Origin of the sequence: Paraburkholderia sp., from assembly GCF_035948235.1 — a bacterium.
GTDB lineage: Bacteria > Pseudomonadota > Gammaproteobacteria > Burkholderiales > Burkholderiaceae > Paraburkholderia.
This window is the reverse complement of sequence record NZ_DASZJJ010000137.1, coordinates 10,621-30,735: the sequence shown is the minus strand read 5'-3', so window position 1 is coordinate 30,735 and position 20,115 is coordinate 10,621. Positions and strand designations below refer to the sequence as shown.

The window sequence follows — 20,115 nt, the reverse complement described above, 5'->3', positions numbered from 1 at the left end:
TTGCATCCGTGCGGCATGGATCGACGCGAATTCTTTGTCTCGCGCCGTCCTTTAAATCGCGTCGATCTGCCCCACGGGCCCGACGCTTGCCTCCAGTTCCGGCGCACTCGTTTTCGCCACGCGGCGCCGGTACGCGTTCTTGTGTTTGCGCATGTTGTCGGTCAACTCCGAGATCACCTCGGTCGCCGCATAGACGATCTGGTTGAAGCTGAAACCCGCGCTAATCATTTCGCGGTAGAACGACTTCGCAAGAATGCGGGCCATCTGGTTGGGCGACTGGGCCGATTCCGCGACGATTTCGCCGATCGTCTTTTCGGTGCTGCGGGTGAGCGCCAGTTGCGCGAAGCGCGATTTGAGGATGTGCTGCATCTGGATGACCTGGATCGAGCGCGTGATGACCAGCGCGAGCAGGCCGAAAAGCTGCAGATCGTCGGCATCGAAGCAGCGCGACGGCTGCCGCTGATGCGCGCGAATCACGCCAATCACCTTGCCTTGCATCTCGATCGCGGAGAACATGCGCATGCTCTCCAGCGAAGGCGTGGCCAACGCAGCGGGCGGCAGCACGTCGCCGAACCCGGTTCCCGGCCGCAGCCCCATCTCTGCGACCTGGGACTCGCTGAGCATGACGATCGCGCATGCGGCATTGAGCACGTCCCCCGCTTTCACCGCCAGCTCGCTCAGGCAATCTTCGATACTGCCTGCGTATTCGATCTGGCTAAACGTGTCGCGCATCTTCGTAATGACAATCTGGCTCTCGTTCATTGCTCAGCCATCCTTATTAATTAACGGTCATCCTCGATATGGGTGTCGACCTGTTGCGGCAGCGCGCTTCGACACCTGATCCCCGCGCCCCGCAATGGCCTTTTTATGTCCGGCTCGCATCGTCAACGCGATACGCCTCCCCGGCGCCCTCCCCGCTCGACTGCTTTTGTTACTGCTTGTAAGTGCCGAACCGGTTAAATGGATGTTATTGGATAAATTCCGTCGTATCCGCCATATTCCCTAAAGTTTCAGACACGATTTCCGCATTGCACATCGAACATTCCAAACGTCCGTTCACAAAGAAGGTGCGGCGGCGAGCGCCGCGCGCAAGACGCGCTATTGAGCGAATACTCCATGAAATAAGGACTGCGGCAAAGCAACCTGGGCCTCGCTGCCAGATTCCGCCAAAAAAACCTTCCATTCCGACGAAATGCAACCCGTCAAAAACGTGGCCAGTATGATGCAACGCAGCGGATAAGACGATTCGCACGCTTGAACGGGAGACCGCGATGAGCCTGAGAGACTGCGATAAAACGGGGAACCACACGCCACGGGACACGGACGCTGCGGGCGTTGCCTTCACGACGAGCCGCATCGCGATCCTCATTCTCGAGGCCTGTCAGCTCAGCGAAGCGGCCTCCGTGGCGGAAACGTGGCAACTGGTCAACGACGCCCTGTCCTGGTCGGACGAAACCACGCACCGCTACGACGTTTTCGTGCTGTCGACGGAAAAAGGCAATGTTGCCTGCGCCTCGTCGATTCGCCTGTTCGCCGAGAACATCGACGAATACGACCCGCGCACGTTCAAGGCAATCTTCGTTGGCAGCGGCCATACCACGTTCGCGCCGCCCGTCATCGACTGGCTGGTTCAGGCCGGTCCCGAGGTCGAGCTAATCGCCATTTCGAGCGACGTCGAGCCACTGCTCACCCAGGTGCGCCCCGTGCCTGAGGATGCGGCAGGCCGCAACGGTGCAAGAAATGCACGCAGCGTGGCCGCGGTGGAACGCGTGCTGGCGATGGCTGAACGCGACTTCGGTACGCTCGTGCGTATTCGCAGCGAGATGCTGCGCGCGAAACTGCCATCAACCCGCAGCGGCGGCCGGACCATGAGCATGCTGGGCACGTTCGCGTTGAGCGAACGCATCGAAGCCTCGCTGCTATGGATTAAAAGCAATCACGCTGGCTCGGTATCGATTTCCGAACTGGCGCGGCGCGCTTCCATGAGCGAACGGAATTTCCTGCGCCGCTTCAAGGCCGAGGTCGGACAGACTCCGCGCGAATATCTCGCGCGCGTGCGACTGGAAAATGCGCAGATCCTGCTCGTGCAAACCGACCTGCCGGTGGACAAGATCGCGCGACGCTGTGGCCTCTTCAACGGCGATCATCTGCGCCGCTATTTTCTCAAGTACCTCTCCGTTTCGCCGCTTGAATACCGTTCTCTGGCGCGCGAGCGCCCCGTGACCGGCGCTGCGATCGAGACGCTCAACACGGGCATTTAAAGCGCCTCACACGGCGACAACACCACATCACAAAATACGGGAATAAAAATGAGTATTGCTAATCAACTAGAATCACGGGGCCATACGCCTGCTTCCGTCGATGAAGCACCGATAGCGAACCGGCAACCCGCAAGCGTTGCGCCTGTGCTCAAGGCGCCGTTCCCCGCTCCCGCGCCGTTGCCCACGCAGCAGGCTGCTGCAGGCATCCGCTTCGACTTCAACCTGGGCTGCCGTGTCGTGCTGCCCACTGGCGACTGGCGCGTGCGCCTGACCGACCTCGACACCGGTAACGTGCTCTATGAGACGGCGTTCGGCGCAGGCACGGTCTGCAGCGCAAAGAAGTATTTCGTGCGTTTCGGCATCGACATTCACGACCGCACACGCCCGGACCACCCTGCGGTCGTGAGCCATGGCTACGACGCCACCAGCCAGCCAGTGCTGATCCAGTTCCCGGTTGGCACGCTTGGCGATATCGTCGGCTGGTTTCCGTACGCGGTGAAGTTCCAGCGCCAGCACCATTGCCGGTTGACCTGCGCGATGTCGGCCACGCTGATTCCGCTCTTCGAGGAAGCGTATCCCGAGATCGAATTCATCGAACCAGACGCAGTTCGTCCCGAGCGTTACTACGCGACCTACAACATCGGCCTCTTTTTCGATGACAGCGCGGCAGACTGGCAGCCGTGCGACTTCCGCCAAACGGGCTTGCATCGCACCGCCGCCTTTATCCTCGGCGTCGATCCTGTTGAGACACCGCCCCTGCTGGCGCTCGACGACGAGCGACGCCCCATCGAGGAACGCTACGTCTGCATCGCGACGCAAAGCACCACGCAATGCAAGTACTGGAACAATCCGGACGGCTGGCGCGAGATCGTCGCCTTTCTGAAGGACCAGGGATATCGCGTGATCTGCATCGACCAGAAGCCGGTGCATGGTCACGGGATCGTCTGGAACCACATTCCCCACGGCGCCGAGGATCAAACCGGTGAGCGTCCGATCACCGAACGCGCGAGATGGCTCAGATACGCGGATTTTTTCGTCGGGCTGTCGAGCGGATTGTCCTGGCTCGCCTGGGCAGCGCGCACGCCGGTCGTGCTTATCAGCGGCTTTTCGAGCGCCAGCAATGAATTTGCGACCCCGGCGCGCGTGATCAATTACCACGCCTGCAACAGTTGCTGGAACGACCCGCGCGTGCGCTTCGATCACAGCGATTTCCTCTGGTGTCCGCGGCACGCCGGTACGCCGCGACAATTCGAGTGCACGCGGCTCATCACCGCCACGCAGGTGAAAGCCGCGATCCGCCGTTTGCCCGCGTTCGCCGAACCCGACTAAAACCAGCCCGTCGTACCCGCAGCAACGCAGCGATCGAATCCGATTCTCGCAGCAATTTTTATCACAGCAATTACTTCGTCATGCGAATCAAATTAACTGCCAGTTTGAAAAGATGTACCTGAAAGCGCCGCTGGGCCGCGGCAGAGAGCGACAAAACAACCCGGCGACATCACTCCATTGGACACACATCTGTGCTGGATCACGCAGGGAGACCAGAATGAAACCGATCACCTATCGCCGCAGATTCTGCGTACATGTTTTTGGCCGGCGCTCGCAGCGGATCTCCCGCCTGACGGTGCTGCTGCTGTCGGGCGTCATGGCCCACGGCTGGTCGACGACCGCTGGCGCGCAGTACGTCGTCAGCGCCGGGCAGACCACGTCGGGCGTCGTCGTGCCCAGCGGCTCCGATCAAACTCAATGGGTGTTGAGCGGCGGCACGGCCATTGCCACCGTCGTCAATAGCGCGGGCATCCAGCAGGTGACGGGCGGCACCGCCGACGGCACGACGGTCAACAGCGCAGGCGCGCAGTTCGTCGTCGATAGCGGCACGGCGAGCAGCACGACGGTCTATACCGGGCTTCAGTACATCGCCGACGGCGGCAGCGCTACCAACACCGTCGTCAATGGCATCGGCGCCGTACCGGCCGCGGCGCAAATCGCCCAGATCGCACTCGACGCCGTTCTCGGCCAAGGACCGTTTTCTATTTCGGCGTTTCCTTCCGCGCCCGATGGCGTCACCGTAGTCGTGAGTTCGGGCGGCTCGGTGCAAAGCGCAACGCTCGACGCCGCCCTGCAGTTCGTCGATAGCGGCGGCACGGCGACCAGCAATACCATTGTTGCGGGGATCCAACTCGTCAACAGCGGCGGCACGACATCCGACAACGATGTGATTGGCGGCGTGCAGATCGTCAACGGCAGCGGCAGCATCGCGACCAGCAATTCGCTCACGGGCAGCGTGCAGGTGGTCGGCAACGGTGGCGTCACCAGCGGCAACGCGCTGATTGGCAGCGCACAGTTTCTCCTGCTGGGCGGCGCGGCCACGAGCAATACGCTTATCGCCAGCTATCAGTTTGTCGGCTACGGCAGCACGGCGACCGGCAACACACTGGAACTCAGCGCGCAGGACATCGGCTACGGCGGCAACGCCAACGACACGACACTCGAACGGAGCGCCCAGACCGTCGGGTCCGGCGGCACGGCCACCAGTACGTCCGTCAATTCCGCCAGCACGCAATATGTGCTGGGCGGCAATGCGTTCTTCACCGACATCAACGATGGCGGCATGCAGACGATTGCCAGCGGCGGTGTCGCCACCAGCAACAGCGTCAACAGCGGCGGCGCGCAATATGTGGCGATCGCGGGCAGCGCCGTCGTCACAATGATCGAAGCCGGTGGCAATCAGTATGTGGCGGGCGGCGCGGCTACCAGCAATATCATCGACGGCGGTACGCAGACCATCGTCAGCGGAGGCGTCACCACCAGCAATACCGTGCTCGCGCAAGGCGCACAGTATGTCGCGACGTCGGGCACGGCGAATCTCACCTGGGTCGAAAGCGGCGGCAATCAATACGTGGTGGGCGGCGCGGCGAGCGGCAATACCGTCGATAGCGGCGGCGCGCAGACGGTGGCGAGTGGCGGCATCGCGAGCAGCAACACGATCAACAGCGGCGGCGCGCAATACGTGGCAAACGCGGGCAGCGCCCTGGATACGCTAGTCGAAGGCGGTGGCAATCAATATGTCGTAGGCGGCACGGCGACGGGCAATACCATCGAAAACGGCGGCGTGCAGACGGCGGCCAGCGGCGGTATCGCGAACAGCAACACGATCAACAGCGGCGGCGCGCAATATGTCGCGAATGCGGGCACTGATGTCTCGACGACCATTAATAGCGGCGGCAATCAATACGTAGTTGGCGGAGCGGCTAACGACAACGCCATCGAAAATGGTGGCACGCAAACCGTCACCAGCGGCGGCATCGCGACCGGCAACAGCATCGATAGCGGTGGCGTGCAATACGTCGCGAGTGCGGGGACCGCGGTCTCAACAACGATCAACAGCGGCGGCAATCAGTACGTAGTTGGCGGAGCGGCAAACAACAACGACATCGAAAACGGCGGCACGCAAACCGTCGCGAGTGGCGGCATCGCCACCGGCAACAGCATCGAAAGCGGCGGCGCGCAATACGTCGCAAGCGCGGGATCGGCGGTCTCAACGACGGTCAACAGCGGCGGCGATCAATACGTAGTTGGCGGCATTGCGACCAGCAGCACGCTGCTTTCCGGCGGCACCCAGTACGTGGCGAGCGGCGGCACGGCCAGCATCACGCAGGTCGACAATGGCGGCACGCAGTACGTGGCGATATCCGGAACGGCCAGCGCCTCGACGCTCTCGGACGGCGGCACGCAGATCGTGGGAGCCGGTGGCGTGGCCACCAGCACGAGCGTCAACGGCGGCGGCCTGCAGTACGTCGCGTCGGCGGGCGTGGCCAGTGTCACGGCGATCAATAACGGCGGCGTGCAGGACGTCGTCAGCGGCGGCACCGCCATCGGCACGACGGTCAACTCGGGCGGCGTTCAATATCTGACGAGTGGCTCGGTGGTGACCGATACGACGCTCAACGGCGGTATGCAGAGCGTCAACGCGGGCAGCCTCGCCACGCTCACGACGATCAACGCGGCAGGCCTGCAGGCCGTCAACAGTGGCGCGCTCACGAGCGGCACCGTGATCAACAGCAGCGGCACGCAGCTCGTCATGAGCGGCGGCGTGACCAGCAATTCGGTTGTCAACAGCGGCGGCATGCAGAACGTTCTGGGCACCGTTGTGAGCGCAACGATCAACGGCGGCGGCACGCTCATGCTCGGTCAGGGCGGAACGACAGGAACACTCGCTGGCGATACCCACAACGACGGCACGCTCGTTTTCGATCTGGCCGGCACCTACGCCTATGGCGGCGCGTTCACGGGCAGCGGCACGCTGGTGGATGCGCACAGCGGCACCGTCATCCTGAACGGCGTGAGCACAGCCTACAGCGGCACGACCCAGGTGCTCGCGGGCACGCTGGAAGTGGGTGACAGCGCGCATACGTCGGCCACGCTCGGCGGCGATGTGGTGGTGGGCGCGGCGGGCACCTTGCGTGGGCACGGCACGATCGGCGGCAACGTTGTCAACGACGGCACCGTAAGCCCCGGTGGCTCGATCGGTACGACGACGATCGCCGGCAATTACCAGCAGACCGCCAGCGCCACGCTGCAAGTGGAGATCAGCCCGACCTCGGCCTCGCAACTCGACGTGATGGGCAACGCCACGCTCGCCGGGACGCTTGCCATCGTCTATGACGCGGGCAGTAGCGCCGCGACCAGCGCCTATGGGCCGGGCACCGTCAAGCTGCTCACGGCGTCGTCGATCAGCGGCACGTTCTCGGGCTCGCCGGTTTCGATCGTCGAAAGCGGGGCGAATCTGAGCTATGTCACGCCCAGCGTCACGTATAAGGCGAACGAGATCGATCTCGTCCTCACGCCCGTCGACACGAGCATCTTCACGGCAATGGGTTCGGCGATTTCGCAGGTCGCCCAGGCGACCAACGCGGCAATCCTCGACCGCGTCAGCCGTCTGTGCCGCAGCACCAACACGCGCGACTGCATTGCCGGCACCGATCACGTGTGGATCAAGGCCATCGGCGATTACGCGCGCACCGACGACAACGGCGGCATCTCCGGCTATTCGGCACGGCAGTACGGTTTCATCGCGGGCTACGACCACCGCATCGGCAGCTACGACGTGGGCGCAACGCTGGCCTACAGCCATCTCGATGTGAGCGAAGCGCAAACACCCGACACCGGCACCGCCGACAGCCTGCGATGGTCAGCCTACGGCGCGACGTGGACCGGCCCCGTCAACCTGGCCGCCACCGTGGGTCTGGGCTACGACTTCATCGACCAGAAACGGCCCTTCGATACCGCCATCGGCAACACCTCGGGCAGCCACAACGGCCTCGAAGTCACCGCTGCCGCGCAGGCCAGCATGCCGCTGCCCTCGCTGGGCGGCTTTGTGCTGATTCCCCGTGCGGGGTTGCGTTTCGCGTACTTCCACGGCCAGGCGTTCAGCGAGTCGGGCGCGGGCAACCAGGACCTGTCGGTCGGCACCGACAACATCCAGAGCGTGCAGCCCTATGCGCAACTCGCGCTGCGCTACGCGTTTGGCAGCACGTCGATGCCCTCGCACCTGGAAGCGTATGTGGGCTACGCACGCGAAGTCGGCGCGACCAGTCGCGCAGTGTCGGTGAGCGCGCAGGACGGCACGCAGTTCACGGCGGCCGGTGTGCCGCTGCCGCGCAACCTCGTCACGGCGGGCGTCGCCTTGAACATGCGGGTAACGCGTTCGCTGTGGGTATCCGCCGCGTTCGACACCCTGCTTCATACCTCAAACGCCTCAGTCAAGGCCGGCAGCATCAAGGTGGATTACCGGTTCTAGAGACGCGAACTGACTAACCTGGAAAGCCGTTTTGGAACCGGATTGGGAGACTGCTATGACCGTACCGTTCTTGATCGTCTCGGGATTCGCACTTGGCGTGACGCTAGCGGTGCCCGCCGCCGCACTCGCCGATCCTGCCGATGCTGTCGATCCAGCGTCGATGCCAATGGCCGCCGATGCGCTCGCACATGCGCCGCCGGGCATCGAAGCGCCAGGCGCACAGGCTGTCGAAAACGACGATGGCCTGGATTCCGACGCGCCCGCGGGAGTTGCCACAAACGTCCACAAAGACAATGATATGGATAACTTACGAGTTTCACCTGGACTCGCTGACGACCACAGCGAGCTGCCGCCAATCGACGGCAAGCCTATTGCGCTGACCTTGTCGCCCTTGCCGGACGATGTGGTGGCGGCAGGCGCAGCCACACTCGCTGCGCCTGCATCGGGTGCGCCAGGCAAAGCGATCACGCTCGCTAGTGGTCCCGACGAGCCGCCAGCGGTCACAGTTGCACCGCCAACCCACACCTCTGCCGCTGGAGAAGAAGCACTCGACGAGCCCACGCTGGACTCGCCGCTCGCCCAGGAGCTCATCGCGGGTTTCTATTCGCGCATCAACGTGCTGGGTTACGGCGTTATCCAGGACCCGGTGAACTCGACACTGAATCCGAACAATGCGCTCGGCATCCAGCGCTACCAGACGCAACTCGCCCTGCGTCCGGACTTCAGCCTGAATTTCCGTCAGCTGGAACTGGGCATCAAGCCGCGCTTCGAGGCCGACTGGGATCGCGTGCAGAACGGCGTCCAGGGCGGCACCGATCTCACGACGGCAACGGCTTACATCAACGAGTGGATTGCCCGCTATCGCGTCACGGACAAGCTGCTGGTGAGCTACGGCCGCGAGAACCTGCAATGGGGACCTTCGCAACTGCTTTCGCCGTCCAATCCATTCAACCAGAACAACGGCAAGAACAATCCGGCCATCGAACAGCCTGGGCTGGACTATGCGCGCGTCGTCGCAATTCCCAACTCGTCGTTTACGGGATCGTTCATCGCCAATACCGGCGCGGGGCGCCTGAACGACAGCACCGAGGCTAGCGGCCCGTTTCACAAGGCCTACGCGTCCAAGTTCGACTACACGGGCGAAAAGACGTATTTTTCCCTGATCGTCTCCAAACGCGATACGACGCCGTGGCGCATCGGCTATTTCGGCGGCTGGAACGTCTCCGACGCGTGGCTGCTCTATAGCGAAGGCAGCGCGGCGCTCTCGACCAATCCAGCGCTCCCGCACCCCGACTATGATCTGCTGGCCGGCGCGACCTACACGCTCATGAACGGCGCGATGATCACGGGCGAGTATTTTCACCATAATGCGGGCTGCACGACGCAGGACATCGCGCACTGCACGTCGGCGCTCACGCTCGATCCGACCAACCCCTATCCGCGCCGCGACTACCTGCTGCTCCAGTACGTCGATTCGAAGCTCGTGCGCAACGTCAGCCTCACCGTGCGCGTGATCCAGGATCTCAACGATCACTCGACGCAGTTACTATCGGACGTCGAATATGAAGTCGGGAAAAACTGGCTGCTCTACTTCGTGCCGTCGGTCACGCTTGGACCGAGCCGCAGCGAATTCGGCAGCCTCGTGCGTTACTCCATCTTCGCAGGCGCTTCGTTCACGTTCTGATGCCGGAGCACGGGCGCGAGACGCCCATCTCCGGCCGCTTCCTGCTGCTGCGGCGGCGTGGCTGCCGTGCGCCGCGCGTCGGCGCGATAAGCGGTCGCCGTGGTGGCCAGATGTTTGCGCAGGAGCTTCGAAAGCCGCCCGCCACCGCCAATCCCGCAGCGCTCCGCGATTTTGTCGACGGACAGGTTGGTTTCGACCAGCAGCCTGCAGCACATGTCGAGCCGTGCGTACATCAGATACTCGGAAGGCGTCACGCCAATCTCGATCTTGAAGCGCCTGAGAAAATTACGCTCGCTCATGGCCGCCACGCGCGCCACCTCGCGCATGGCGACCGGGCTGCCTGCATGCGCCAGCAGCCAGCGCGCCGACGCCTGGATGCGATCGCTCACGAGATGCTCCGCATTCTTGCGCACGATGGCCGTGAACTGGGTTTCGGAGGGCGGCGCGACCGCCACCGCAATCTGGTTGACGATATCCGCGCCCAGGTCCGTCTGGATCACATCGAGCGCCATGCGCAGCGGTCCCACGAAGTTTGCATACGCGCACGCTGGCGTCGAGCGTGTGTCGCGTACCTCATTGCGCGTGACGTTGCCCGATGGCCGGGCGTGATGCGCGGCCACACTCGCGGCCGCTTCGAGCAAGAGCCGCCCTTCCGCGATCGGCAAGGTCAGGCGGCAGCGCGGCACGGCCTGCCGCAGCCAGCCGACCAGACGCTCATCGCAGAGTGCGTGGTGCGCGCCTGCGCCACCCATGATGAACAGCGCGTCGAAGCCTTCGCCGTGATGGCAGGCTTCGATGCTCTCCGTCCAGATGACCATGGTGGACGAACTGGCAATCATGCCGCCGGTCGCGGAAAGCAGACGCACGTTGTAAATCGCGCTGTCACTGCGCGAGGAACGCGACAAGGCATTGGCCGACTGGAATGCCCGCGCGACGGTGATGGCCTCCTGTTGCGAGAAACCGTTGAACAGTGTGATGGCGATCTGTCTGACCGTGCGGGTGCTGCGCGGCCCGCCGGCCCGACTGGAGACGACGCCAGAGAGATTCGAAAGGCGCTCCATCTTGTTTCCCCTGTTGTGCACCGGTGAGTTGCGGCCTGCCCGGCGCCACCCGACAACGAGCGCGCCGCGCACAGCCAACCTGGGTGCAACTTGCATTGCTTTACTGCTGCATGCCGGTGGCCATCAATGGACATCGCTGGACATCGGTGGGCGAGAGTGACTCAGTTCCGCTGCGGCCGTTCGGCGTGCGCGATCGCGTCTTCGATCAGGCGACAATCGTCGTCGCCCAGCATTTCGCCGTGCGCGCGGACCAGATCGTCGAGCGAGCGTGAGAGCCGCCTCATATAGACAGGCGACGGTGTGGCAAGCGGCCAGACCGACATCAGGTAAGCGAGGGGAATCACCAGCCTGCCCTCGCACCACCGCTCGAACAAGGTGACGCAGCATGCCTCGATCCGCGCGGCGGCATCAGGCTGCGCATTGCGTTTGCTGATCATGACAGGTCCCCTCATACCTCACTCCGCTTCAAGGATTGGCGAGCGGCATATGGAACACGGTCCGTACATGGCGGACACGTTGTTGCACAAATGCACTCGGCCAGCACTGCACGAGGAACTTGAAAAAACCGCTTCCGATTTCCCCCGCCTCCCTTAAGGCGCAAGCTTTTTTTGATCAGCCTGTTTTTGTATGATGATTGTGATATTGTTAAGCTGTACGAATGTTTCTTTTTATCGATGTCGGCGACCGAATTGACGACGATTTTTTAATTCGATATGCATATGCAACATCCAATGAATGGTGAATGCACGATGCTGCGGTAAGGCCGGGTAAGGAACCCAAGCCGCCGCGCCCGCAAACGCCTTGCCAGTTATGGCGTACGCCGCGGGCTGCACCAGACGACATCATCGCGAGCCTGAAACACACACACTATTTTATGCACTGCTGCGCCGCAGCATAGTGAAAATTAACATCACTCGCGCGAGTATTGTCGGAAAAATATGTATTGTTGGCGGAAGGAGACCAGGCCAATCTTACCGGTCGATTTCATGCCTCCATATGGGGCATTTTGCGCACGAATTACGGGCATTTTAAAAATTCCGCTATTCGCGGTTTTCGTTTCCCGATTGCGTGAAAGCGAACACTTCTGCGACCGTTGCGTGGGCAAATAATCTAACCCACTCCTTTCCCATCCGTCGCACCAGGAAAGTTTGCGTAAGTTCTTGTTAGCGTCGACTTTCCCATCCCTCGCGTATCAAGGACGCGGCGCACCCGGCTTTTGCGGCCCTTCGAAACGCGGCGCCTTGTTGGCGCGTTCGAGATCTTCTTCCAGGCTGGCGTGCAGCGTTGCAATGGCCGCAGCGGGGTCTGCAGGCTGGAGCTGCTCGCGAGCGAGAGCGTCGTAGGCAAAGCGGCGTACGGTGGGATTGTGGGACTTATCCAGCACCTCGTGGTACACCTCGACAATATCGCCCGGCCGTCCCGACAGGCCATAGAGCCGGCGCAGCTGCTCAAGGTCGTTGATCACGTCGAAGTCCGGACCGGCGAACGGAGGAACATGGCGCATGTCGCCGCCAAATTCCGGCGCGTGGTGTTCGGGCGGTGGCGCAAGCGGCTCTTCGGCGCGAACTTGCAGCGAAACGGCTGCAGTAATGGCGATGGATGCAAGCGCGATCAGTGTTTTCTTCATGGCTGGTTCCCTCCGTGGTAAAGCGCCGAAACTTGTAATGCGTTCGTACGATAAGGCCTGACGGCCAGGGGAGCCAGCCCGGCCAGGCGCACGACGTTTACGTTGTGTTTCGACGGTAAGGATCGCGCCGCTTAGCGAAATGAGTCGAACTGTTGACAATCACACCGCACCTATCAACCTGGATAGGAACTCCATCCATCGACCTTCGGGACGCCCCACATCGGCTATATTTTCGTCATAAGAAACGCCAGAAAAACCTGGAGACCACAAGTCCTGAATTCTCGCCAGCCATCCAGGGGCTCAATTCGAAGGTTTCGTCACGCAGGACTATCGGGGGATGTCCAGGATACGCCGTGATTTTCTGACACCGTAGCTTCCAGTTGCCCTGCACATTGCGAGTCGCGCTGCGCCAGCCCCGGGCGCCACCGATTCGCAGGGAAACGTGTGTTCCGCATTTTCATTCTGAAAAGATCAGGCGCGCCATACGCCAGCATTCGCCATGCCTTTTTATCAGTATTCCGTATTTATTCAGGACTAAATCCATCACCAAGCTGATGTTCCATCTGTCAGTTGCAACAAGCACCGGATCTTTGGTGCGTCACTCCCGCAACATCACGGCGCCAACGCCTTAAATCGCTCTCAAGGAGAAGCTTCAAATGGCCAGCTATGTTCGCAACGACGCCTGGAATGAAGGCGGCACGATAAGTAATCCTGATCTTTTCTGGTACGCAAAGGGTGTGGCGAAGATGATGTCACGCAGCCTCGACGATCCGTCCAGCTGGTGGTTTTTTGCCGCCATGCACGGCGAATATGTCAACGCCGCCAATCCGTGGTATCCGTCTCCGCCCTCGTTTCCAGGCTGGGGCTATATCAGCAGCCCGCCGCAAGTCCCCACGCAGCCGCTTCCGCTCGCGGCCACCCAGGACCGGTTCTGGAACCAGTGCCAGCACGGCAGCTGGTACTTCTTGCCCTGGCACCGCGGTTATCTGATCGCGATCGAAACGCAGTTGCGCGCCGATATCGTGAGCCTCGGCGGTCCGTCGAACTGGGCGCTTCCTTACTGGAACTACTTCGGCGGCGCACAAGGCGCAGACGCCGAAATGCCCCCGGCTTTCGCACAACAAAAGCTTCCCGACGGTTCGCCCAATGCGCTCTTTGTCGCCATGCGCTACGGCCCCGACGGTGATGGCGATATCTATATCCCGACCGACCGCTGGGCAGAAACGCACGGTCCGGACGAGAACTGGACGAGCGGCGATGTCACGGCCGCCTGCATGAGCAACACGGTGTACACCGGATCGAATCAGGCCACGCCGTTGCCGGGTTTCGGCGGTCCGGAAAGCGGTTTTTCGCATAACGGCGGCCCGCACGGAAATATGGAAAGCAATCCTCATGATCTGGTGCACGTGTACACGGGCGGCACGATCAGCGACACCAATTACGGGCTCATGGCCGACCCTGGCACCGCAGCGCTCGATCCCATTTTCTACCTGCACCACTGCAATATCGACCGCATGTGGGCCTCGTGGAACGAGGCAGGCAACACCAATCCCGCTTCGCCGGAATGGCTCAAAGGACCGGCGCGCCAGTTCGTCATGCCGATGCCGGGTAGCGAAAGCTGGGTCTATACGCCCGCCGAAATGACCAGCCTCGCCGCACTGAACTACACCTATCAGGATCTCTCCATCCAGGCCAAACCCGCGACAGCGCCGCTCCTGATGCGACTGCAACGCCTGGGCGTCAACGTCGCGCCCGAAGCCCACGTGGCGGCGGCGACGGCCAGCCGCGCCCCGACCCACGCAAGCGCCGAGCTGCTAGGCGCCAGTGCGGGCGCGGTGGATATCTCCGGTGCCGGAGCCACTGTGCCCGTCACGGTGCAACTGAACGCAGCCGTGCAAAAGCGCGTGGCGCAGAGTCTCGCGGCCGCCTCACTTTCGGCGCCGCCCGATCGTGTCTATCTGAAACTCGAGGATGTGCGCGGCAAGCTGGATTCGACCGTGCTGGGCGTCTATGTGAATCTGCCTGCCGGGGACGATAGCCCGGATCAGTTGCGCGCGCATCATGTTGGCGATGTGGGGTTGTTCGGGCTGCGGCGCGCGAGCGCGAAGAACGGCGCACACGGCGGCAGCGGCCTGACGTTCGTGCTCGACATCACGGCCTCGCTGGACAATGAGTATCTGGCCGGGCAGTTGTCGAATACGAGCCTCGAAGTGAGCCTGCGGCCCGCGCGCAAGCTCCCGGCCCAAGCCACCATCGAAGTGGGCAGGGTGAGCGTCTACCGCCAGCCCAATTGATCGGGCCGGCCCATGATCTACAACAGACACGCCTTTGCTCCCGTGCGATTGAGCGTGCTGGGCGCCAGCCTCGCGGCCTGGTTCACGCTCGCGGCACTGTCCTGGCGGTCGGCGCAAGGCCTGCCGGACTTTCTGTGCAGCGTGACGCCGGCCCCGTGGTTGACCCCTGGCTGGTTCGCATCGGCCTGCCTCGGCTGGCTGTTGATGATCGTGGCCATGATGGCGCCGATGACCTTGCCCGCCATCGCCCACATTCAGGTGAGCGTGTTCGCGCAGCGGCGCGTGCGCACGATCCTGATCTTCCTGGCGGGCTTTGCGGCCATCTGGCTGATTCCGGGCCTTGTCATCAGCGCGCTGGCGAAGTCGTTGGGCAGCCTGACCACGCGCAGTTACGGTCCGGCCGCGCTTGCCTTGCTGGTGGCGGCAATCTGGCAGTGCTCGCCGCTCAGGCAAGGCTTTCTCAACCGATGCCACACGCACCCGCCACTGGCCGCTTTCGGTCTGCGCGCGGACGTTGATGCGCTTCGACTCGGGCTCGCGCACGGGTTGTGGTGCATCGGCACCTGCTGGGCGTGGATGCTCTTGACCGCGATGCTGCCGGTCTGGCATCTGCTGGTCATGCCGGTCATCGCGGTGCTGGCGTATTGCGAGCGCCTTGATGCCCCCCGGCGGCCCGCATGGCAAATCAGGGGACTTCGCGCGGCCAGCCAGTTGCTGCAGCGTGAAATCGCCCACGCGCGCAGGCATCGCAGCCTGCGCCATGTCCGGCCCGGCGCTGAACGGCCGGTGCGCGAAGGAGTCTTGTCATGAGCGGCCCCGACGGTACGGCGGGATCGTCTCGACCGCTGCGCTCGCTTGCCTCGAGCGAGCAGGCCATCGTCGTGCAATCGGCGGGCGTCGAAGCACTGCTGCGTATCGAGATCGACGCCGCCGCCGTACTGGCGTCCGCCGACGCTGCAACCGCCGTTCGTTTTTATCTGCTGCTGGAGCAGGTGCGTGGAACACACGATGCGACCGTCCTGCAGGTCTATCTGCGCGACCCGGACCCTGCACGCACGAGCCCCAACGGCGCCTTATTTCTGGGCAGTGCGGCGCTCTTCGGTCTGAGACGGGCCACTGCTGCCGCGCCCCATAGCGGCATGGTGTGCGTTCTCGACATCACCGCGCACGAGGCCGTGTTACGCGCAGTCATCGGGCGCGCAATCGCGCACCCCAATGTGCAATTCGATCTTCTCGTCCGCCCTCACCCCCCACTCCCGCCCGGTACGAGCATCGACATCGGACGGATAGGCATCTGCGTCGAAGCGCTTCAGCCGTGAATTCCAGATAAGCCAATAAACAATCCCCGTATCCTGGAGAAGGAGCAGACATCATGAGTTTTCTGCAATTCAACGCCGCGACCGTCACACCGCCCCGGCAGGTGCAACATCGCGGCTCGCTGGGCGCCGCGTTTTCGCGCTGGATATTGGCCAATCATGGCGCGCACTATCGCGCGGTAGTCGAAGCGCAACGCAACAAGGCAGCGGCCTTGCGCGCGGCGCGCGGGCCGTCGGCCCATCTGCTGACGGCGAAGACGCAGACGCCGCAGGTCGGGATCGTAGGCGGCGGATTCGCGGGCATGTTCGCAGGCTTGATCCTGCAGTCGCTTGGCATCGAGTTCGAATTGTTCGAAGCCAGCGATCGCGTCGGCGGCCGTATTCATACGTGGTACTCGCGCGACTACAATCCGCACGATGTGCAGAATGCCGGCCTGTATGGCGAAGTGGGCGGCATGCGCCTGCCGCAATTCTCGGAAGACATGTTGCCGGTCCAGCAGTTGGCGCTGGCGGTCAACGCCGTGCTGGCCCGCAACGGCCTGCACGATCAGCAGGTGTTCTGGCGCAAGTTCTATTACAGCTCGCCCGAGCAGCGGCTGCGCTACAACAACATGGCTACATTCACCACGCAGGCCAACTCGGCGCTCGATAGCTTCAATTTCGGCGTCGAACAGGGCGGCGATATTCCCGCGGTCTGGGTCACGCCCCGACACGACGGCAGCGGCAAGCCCTACCTGCCCATCAACACCGTTCTCGACCAGGTGAACGATCCCTTCCTCAAGGCGATCAACCGTTCCTTTGCCGAGGGCTTCGATCTGCTGATGCAGTTCGATCAGTATTCGATGTGGGATTACCTCACCACGCAATTCCGGCTGGGCGATCTGGGCGATCTGGGCGAATACTATGATCCGGCCATGGGCGCAAAGTCGGATCTGTTGCCGTGGTCGGTGGCGAATTATCTTGAGACCACGAATGTGGGCAGCGGCATGTATTCCGTCTCCTTCGTGGAAATGGTGATCGCGGTCTACGACTGGGGCGGCAGCAAGGACCCCTACCGCCCGGACGATCCCGCCATCTACATGCTGACCGTCGATCAGGGCATGCAGCGCTTCCCCGACGCATGCCGGGCCGTGCTCGATCTGCAGGACGCCGTGACGATGGAGGAAGGCATCGACGCGCAGATCCAGGTGGGCATGTTGCCCGCGCAACCCGGCGGCCCGTACAGCTATAACCCGCCCAATCTCACGCAGGACGCGCAGCCGCCGCAAGTCTCGGCACGCTATGCCGACGCTGCCGTACACAACGATAACGTGCGCAGCCCCGACAAGGTGCGCGTGCACCTGCGGCACGAAGTGACCGCCTTGCGCCATGATCCCGGCCTGAACGACGGCCAGGGCGGCATGCGCGTCACCGTGCGCAACGCCGACGACGGCACGCAATCCGAGCGCGCCTATCCCTACGTCGTGACGACGCTGCCTAACGGCGCCTATCTGAACGGGCAACCGCAATTGAACCTGCTCGAAGGTATCTCCTTCGACAAGGCGCAAGCGATCCGCGAGTGCAATTACATGGCGTCGTTCAAGGCCTTCCTGACCTTCAAACGCCAATTCTGGACCGAGTTCGGCGAGCGCCAGCAGCGCACCCAGGGCTACGGCGCGGCAGCAACGGACCGCGCCAACCGGCAGATCATTTACCCCTCGTATGGCTATGCGGCGGACCAGGGCGTGCTTCAGGTGTACTGCTGGGCGCTGGATGCCAGAAAGCTCGGCGCACTCGACGACCGCGAGCGTGTCGAAGAATGCCTCAAGGGCATCCAGTATCTCTATCCCGATGTCGATGTCTATGCGTGCTTCGCGGGTTATCACGACGGCGTGACGACCAAAACGTGGTTCTGGGATGAGCATGCAGGTGGCGGCGCTTTTGCGCTGTTCAAACCCGGCCAGTTCAACGAACTCTATCCCTCGCTCCTGATGCCGGAATTCGACGGCCACCTGAACTTCGCCGGCGAATGCTGTTCGGTTCATCATGGCTGGATCGTCGGTGCGCTGGATTCGGCTTATAACGCAGTACTGAATATTCTCCAGCACGCCGGTGCGACCGAAAAAATCGTGCAGATGCAGCAGACGTGGGGCTCGTTCGAAGTGCCGGATGTCGAGGGCGATCCCGCCAGCGCCAACGTCATGGCCTATGCGTACGAGTACAACGCCGTGGATCGCAATGCCGCATCGCCGCCCGCCGAAGGCAAGCCGGGCATTTACGGCGACCAGCAATACGTGTTCGACGGTCAGGTGCCGGCGTTCGTGGCGAACTACGACGTGGTACCCCAGTCGATGAAGGCAACGGCCGGCGACAAGCAGGTGCTGGCGATGCTCAACGCGAGCTGGAACGACAATGTCGCCTGGCGCGCGAAGCAGCCGCCGAAGGCCGTCAACCAGGAAAACGCCGCCCAGATGCTGGAAGACATCTATTACGGCAACAATTTCCAGACCATCCCCGCACCGAAATTCTGGCTCAAGGACGACGATGAATTTGCGCGCCAGCAACTGGCTGGCTTCATGCCCAACCTGCTCGAAAAAGTCTCGGCCTCCGACCTCGACCGCCTGATTTCGGACGCAGGCATCGCAGACGCGGGCAAGTTGCAACGTCACGGCGCAGTGCAATACGTGGCCAACTACCGCCGCTATCTGGAAGCCTGCACGGTGATTCCAGTCGGGTTCTACCTGGCGAAACCCATCGTTTTCTTTACCGTGAACGACCGCAAGGAGCTGATGCCCGTTGGCATCCAGCTCGAAGCGCAAGGCGAATTGTTCACGCCCGACATGAACAACGCCGACAACGCCTGGCTGCTGGCCAAGATGCAGACCAACTGCGCGGGCCAGTCGCTGCACGACGTGGGCTTTCATCAGTTGCTCACGCACCAGATTTGCGCCATGGTGTCGATCGCGCTGTTCTCGGAAGAAGTCTTCAATCCGGACACGGCGCCCCACTCCGCCGAGCCCTTCCAGCAGCATCCGGTTTTCAGGCTGCTGCGCCCACACGTCGTCAAGACGGTGGAATTCCAGCAGAGCATCTACAACCGCGACTACAACCCGTACGCCGGGGCATTCCCGGCCACCCGCACGCCCAATGGCGCGCCGGGCGTCTACAACATCGGCTACATCTACGATCTGATCTTCTCGTGCGGGCGGATCGGCAACTATCAGTTGCAGGACAAGATGTACTACGACGATGACCGCTTCCGCTTTCTCGATCTGGCGCTGCCGGCCGACGTCAAGCGACGCGGCGTCGAAAACACGCCGTTTTCCTATGCTTACGTCCACGACGCCGGCCACTGGTACGAGGCCATCGCGCGCTTCGTCCAGCAGTTCATTTCGATCCAGTATCCGGGCGGCGATCAGGCCATTGCGGCGGATATCCAGTTGCAGCGCTTTTTCGGCAAGCTGATTCCGGCGTTCAACCATGTCGATGGCAAGCGCGTCGCGCATCGTTTCCCTGCGGAGGTCAAAACGGCGGCGGTGTTGCAGGAGGTACTCGCGCTATTCATCTGGCAGTTCTCGGTGCAGCACACGGTTGTCAACGACGGTGCCTACAACCACGCGGCGTTCGTCCCGAATGCATCGACGCTGATGTACCCCTTGCCCGTCCACAAGCCGTCCTCGCAGTGGTCGCCGGCGGACGTGCTCGCCTGCCTGCCCTCGCAAACGGCCACTTATCCGGCCATCGGCAATATGACGTTCATGGACGTGCAGATCAATGCATCGGTCACCGGTCAGGGTCCGTATCCCGAGACCGTGCTGGGGCGTGGCGTGCTGGAACCTTCCATCGACGTCCTGCAGGACACGTACGGTTTTGTCGATCCGCAGTTGCGCGACGCCGTATTCCGTCACTACCAGGACGTGCTGAAGGTGGGTGAAGCAATCGCAGCGCGGCAGGCGCGAGACACCGCAACGTACCTGAATGCGCATCAGGGTGCGGCGGCGATTCCCGCTACGGTGGTGTTCGATCTCATCACCCCTGCGAACGTGATGAACACGATCCAGACCTGAGAGAAAAAGGAAAGGGGGACGCTGGC

General features: G+C 62.4%; 12 protein-coding genes. 8 read left to right on the top strand and 4 right to left on the bottom strand.

Annotated elements, in window-relative coordinates:
• Window positions 1-51: 51 nt before the first annotated feature.
• Complete coding sequence (locus tag VG320_RS12070) at window positions 52-762, bottom strand: hypothetical protein (protein ID WP_327200337.1); 711 nt, start codon at window positions 760-762, stop codon at window positions 52-54.
• A 509-nt stretch (window positions 763-1,271) separates the two neighbouring features.
• On the opposite strand from VG320_RS12070, the gene VG320_RS12065 reads away from it, so the two are divergent.
• The 4 genes from VG320_RS12065 (at window position 1,272) to VG320_RS12050 (ending at window position 9,745) form a co-directional block, all read left to right on the top strand.
• Window positions 1,272-2,261, top strand: coding sequence for a helix-turn-helix domain-containing protein (locus VG320_RS12065; RefSeq protein WP_327200336.1), 990 nt, complete (start codon window positions 1,272-1,274; stop codon window positions 2,259-2,261).
• Window positions 2,262-2,309: 48 nt separating this feature from the next.
• Window positions 2,310-3,590, top strand: coding sequence for an autotransporter strand-loop-strand O-heptosyltransferase (locus VG320_RS12060; RefSeq protein ID WP_327200335.1), 1,281 nt, complete (start codon window positions 2,310-2,312; stop codon window positions 3,588-3,590).
• 217 nt (window positions 3,591-3,807) lie between these two features.
• Window positions 3,808-8,061 (top strand): AIDA repeat-containing protein, encoded by a 4,254-nt coding sequence (locus tag VG320_RS12055; protein WP_327200334.1) that lies wholly within the window; start codon window positions 3,808-3,810, stop codon window positions 8,059-8,061.
• A 55-nt stretch (window positions 8,062-8,116) separates the two neighbouring features.
• The gene (locus VG320_RS12050) at window positions 8,117-9,745 is read left to right on the top strand and encodes a hypothetical protein (RefSeq protein WP_327200333.1); all 1,629 of its coding nucleotides are present in this window, start codon (window positions 8,117-8,119) and stop codon (window positions 9,743-9,745) included.
• Here the strand turns inward: VG320_RS12050 and VG320_RS12045 are convergent.
• The 3 genes from VG320_RS12045 to VG320_RS12035 form a co-directional block, all read right to left on the bottom strand.
• The gene (locus VG320_RS12045) at window positions 9,709-10,806 is read right to left on the bottom strand and encodes a helix-turn-helix domain-containing protein (RefSeq protein WP_327200332.1); all 1,098 of its coding nucleotides are present in this window, start codon (window positions 10,804-10,806) and stop codon (window positions 9,709-9,711) included. The two genes, VG320_RS12050 and VG320_RS12045, sit on opposite strands and share 37 nt — an antisense overlap.
• A 161-nt stretch (window positions 10,807-10,967) precedes the next feature.
• Window positions 10,968-11,243: a hypothetical protein gene (locus VG320_RS12040; protein WP_327200331.1), complete on the bottom strand. Its 276-nt coding sequence runs from the start codon at window positions 11,241-11,243 to the stop codon at window positions 10,968-10,970.
• Between the two features lie 755 nt (window positions 11,244-11,998).
• The gene (locus VG320_RS12035; RefSeq protein WP_327200330.1) at window positions 11,999-12,433 is read right to left on the bottom strand and encodes a hypothetical protein; all 435 of its coding nucleotides are present in this window, start codon (window positions 12,431-12,433) and stop codon (window positions 11,999-12,001) included.
• A 656-nt stretch (window positions 12,434-13,089) separates the two neighbouring features.
• Between VG320_RS12035 and VG320_RS12030 the strand changes: the two genes are divergently transcribed.
• From VG320_RS12030 to VG320_RS12015, 4 genes are read left to right on the top strand one after another with little or no spacing between them, the layout of a single operon-like run.
• Window positions 13,090-14,727, top strand: coding sequence for a tyrosinase family protein (locus VG320_RS12030; RefSeq protein ID WP_327200329.1), 1,638 nt, complete (start codon window positions 13,090-13,092; stop codon window positions 14,725-14,727).
• 54 nt (window positions 14,728-14,781) lie between these two features.
• Window positions 14,782-15,537: a DUF2182 domain-containing protein gene (locus VG320_RS12025; RefSeq protein ID WP_327200328.1), complete on the top strand. Its 756-nt coding sequence runs from the start codon at window positions 14,782-14,784 to the stop codon at window positions 15,535-15,537.
• Complete coding sequence (locus VG320_RS12020; RefSeq protein ID WP_327200327.1) at window positions 15,534-16,046, top strand: hypothetical protein; 513 nt, start codon at window positions 15,534-15,536, stop codon at window positions 16,044-16,046. Before VG320_RS12025 ends, VG320_RS12020 begins: the two co-directional genes overlap by 4 nt.
• A 53-nt stretch (window positions 16,047-16,099) precedes the next feature.
• On the top strand, window positions 16,100-20,089 hold the full coding sequence (locus tag VG320_RS12015; RefSeq protein ID WP_327200326.1) for an FAD-dependent oxidoreductase: 3,990 nt from the start codon (window positions 16,100-16,102) through the stop codon (window positions 20,087-20,089).
• The last annotated feature ends 26 nt before the right edge of the window (window positions 20,090-20,115 follow it).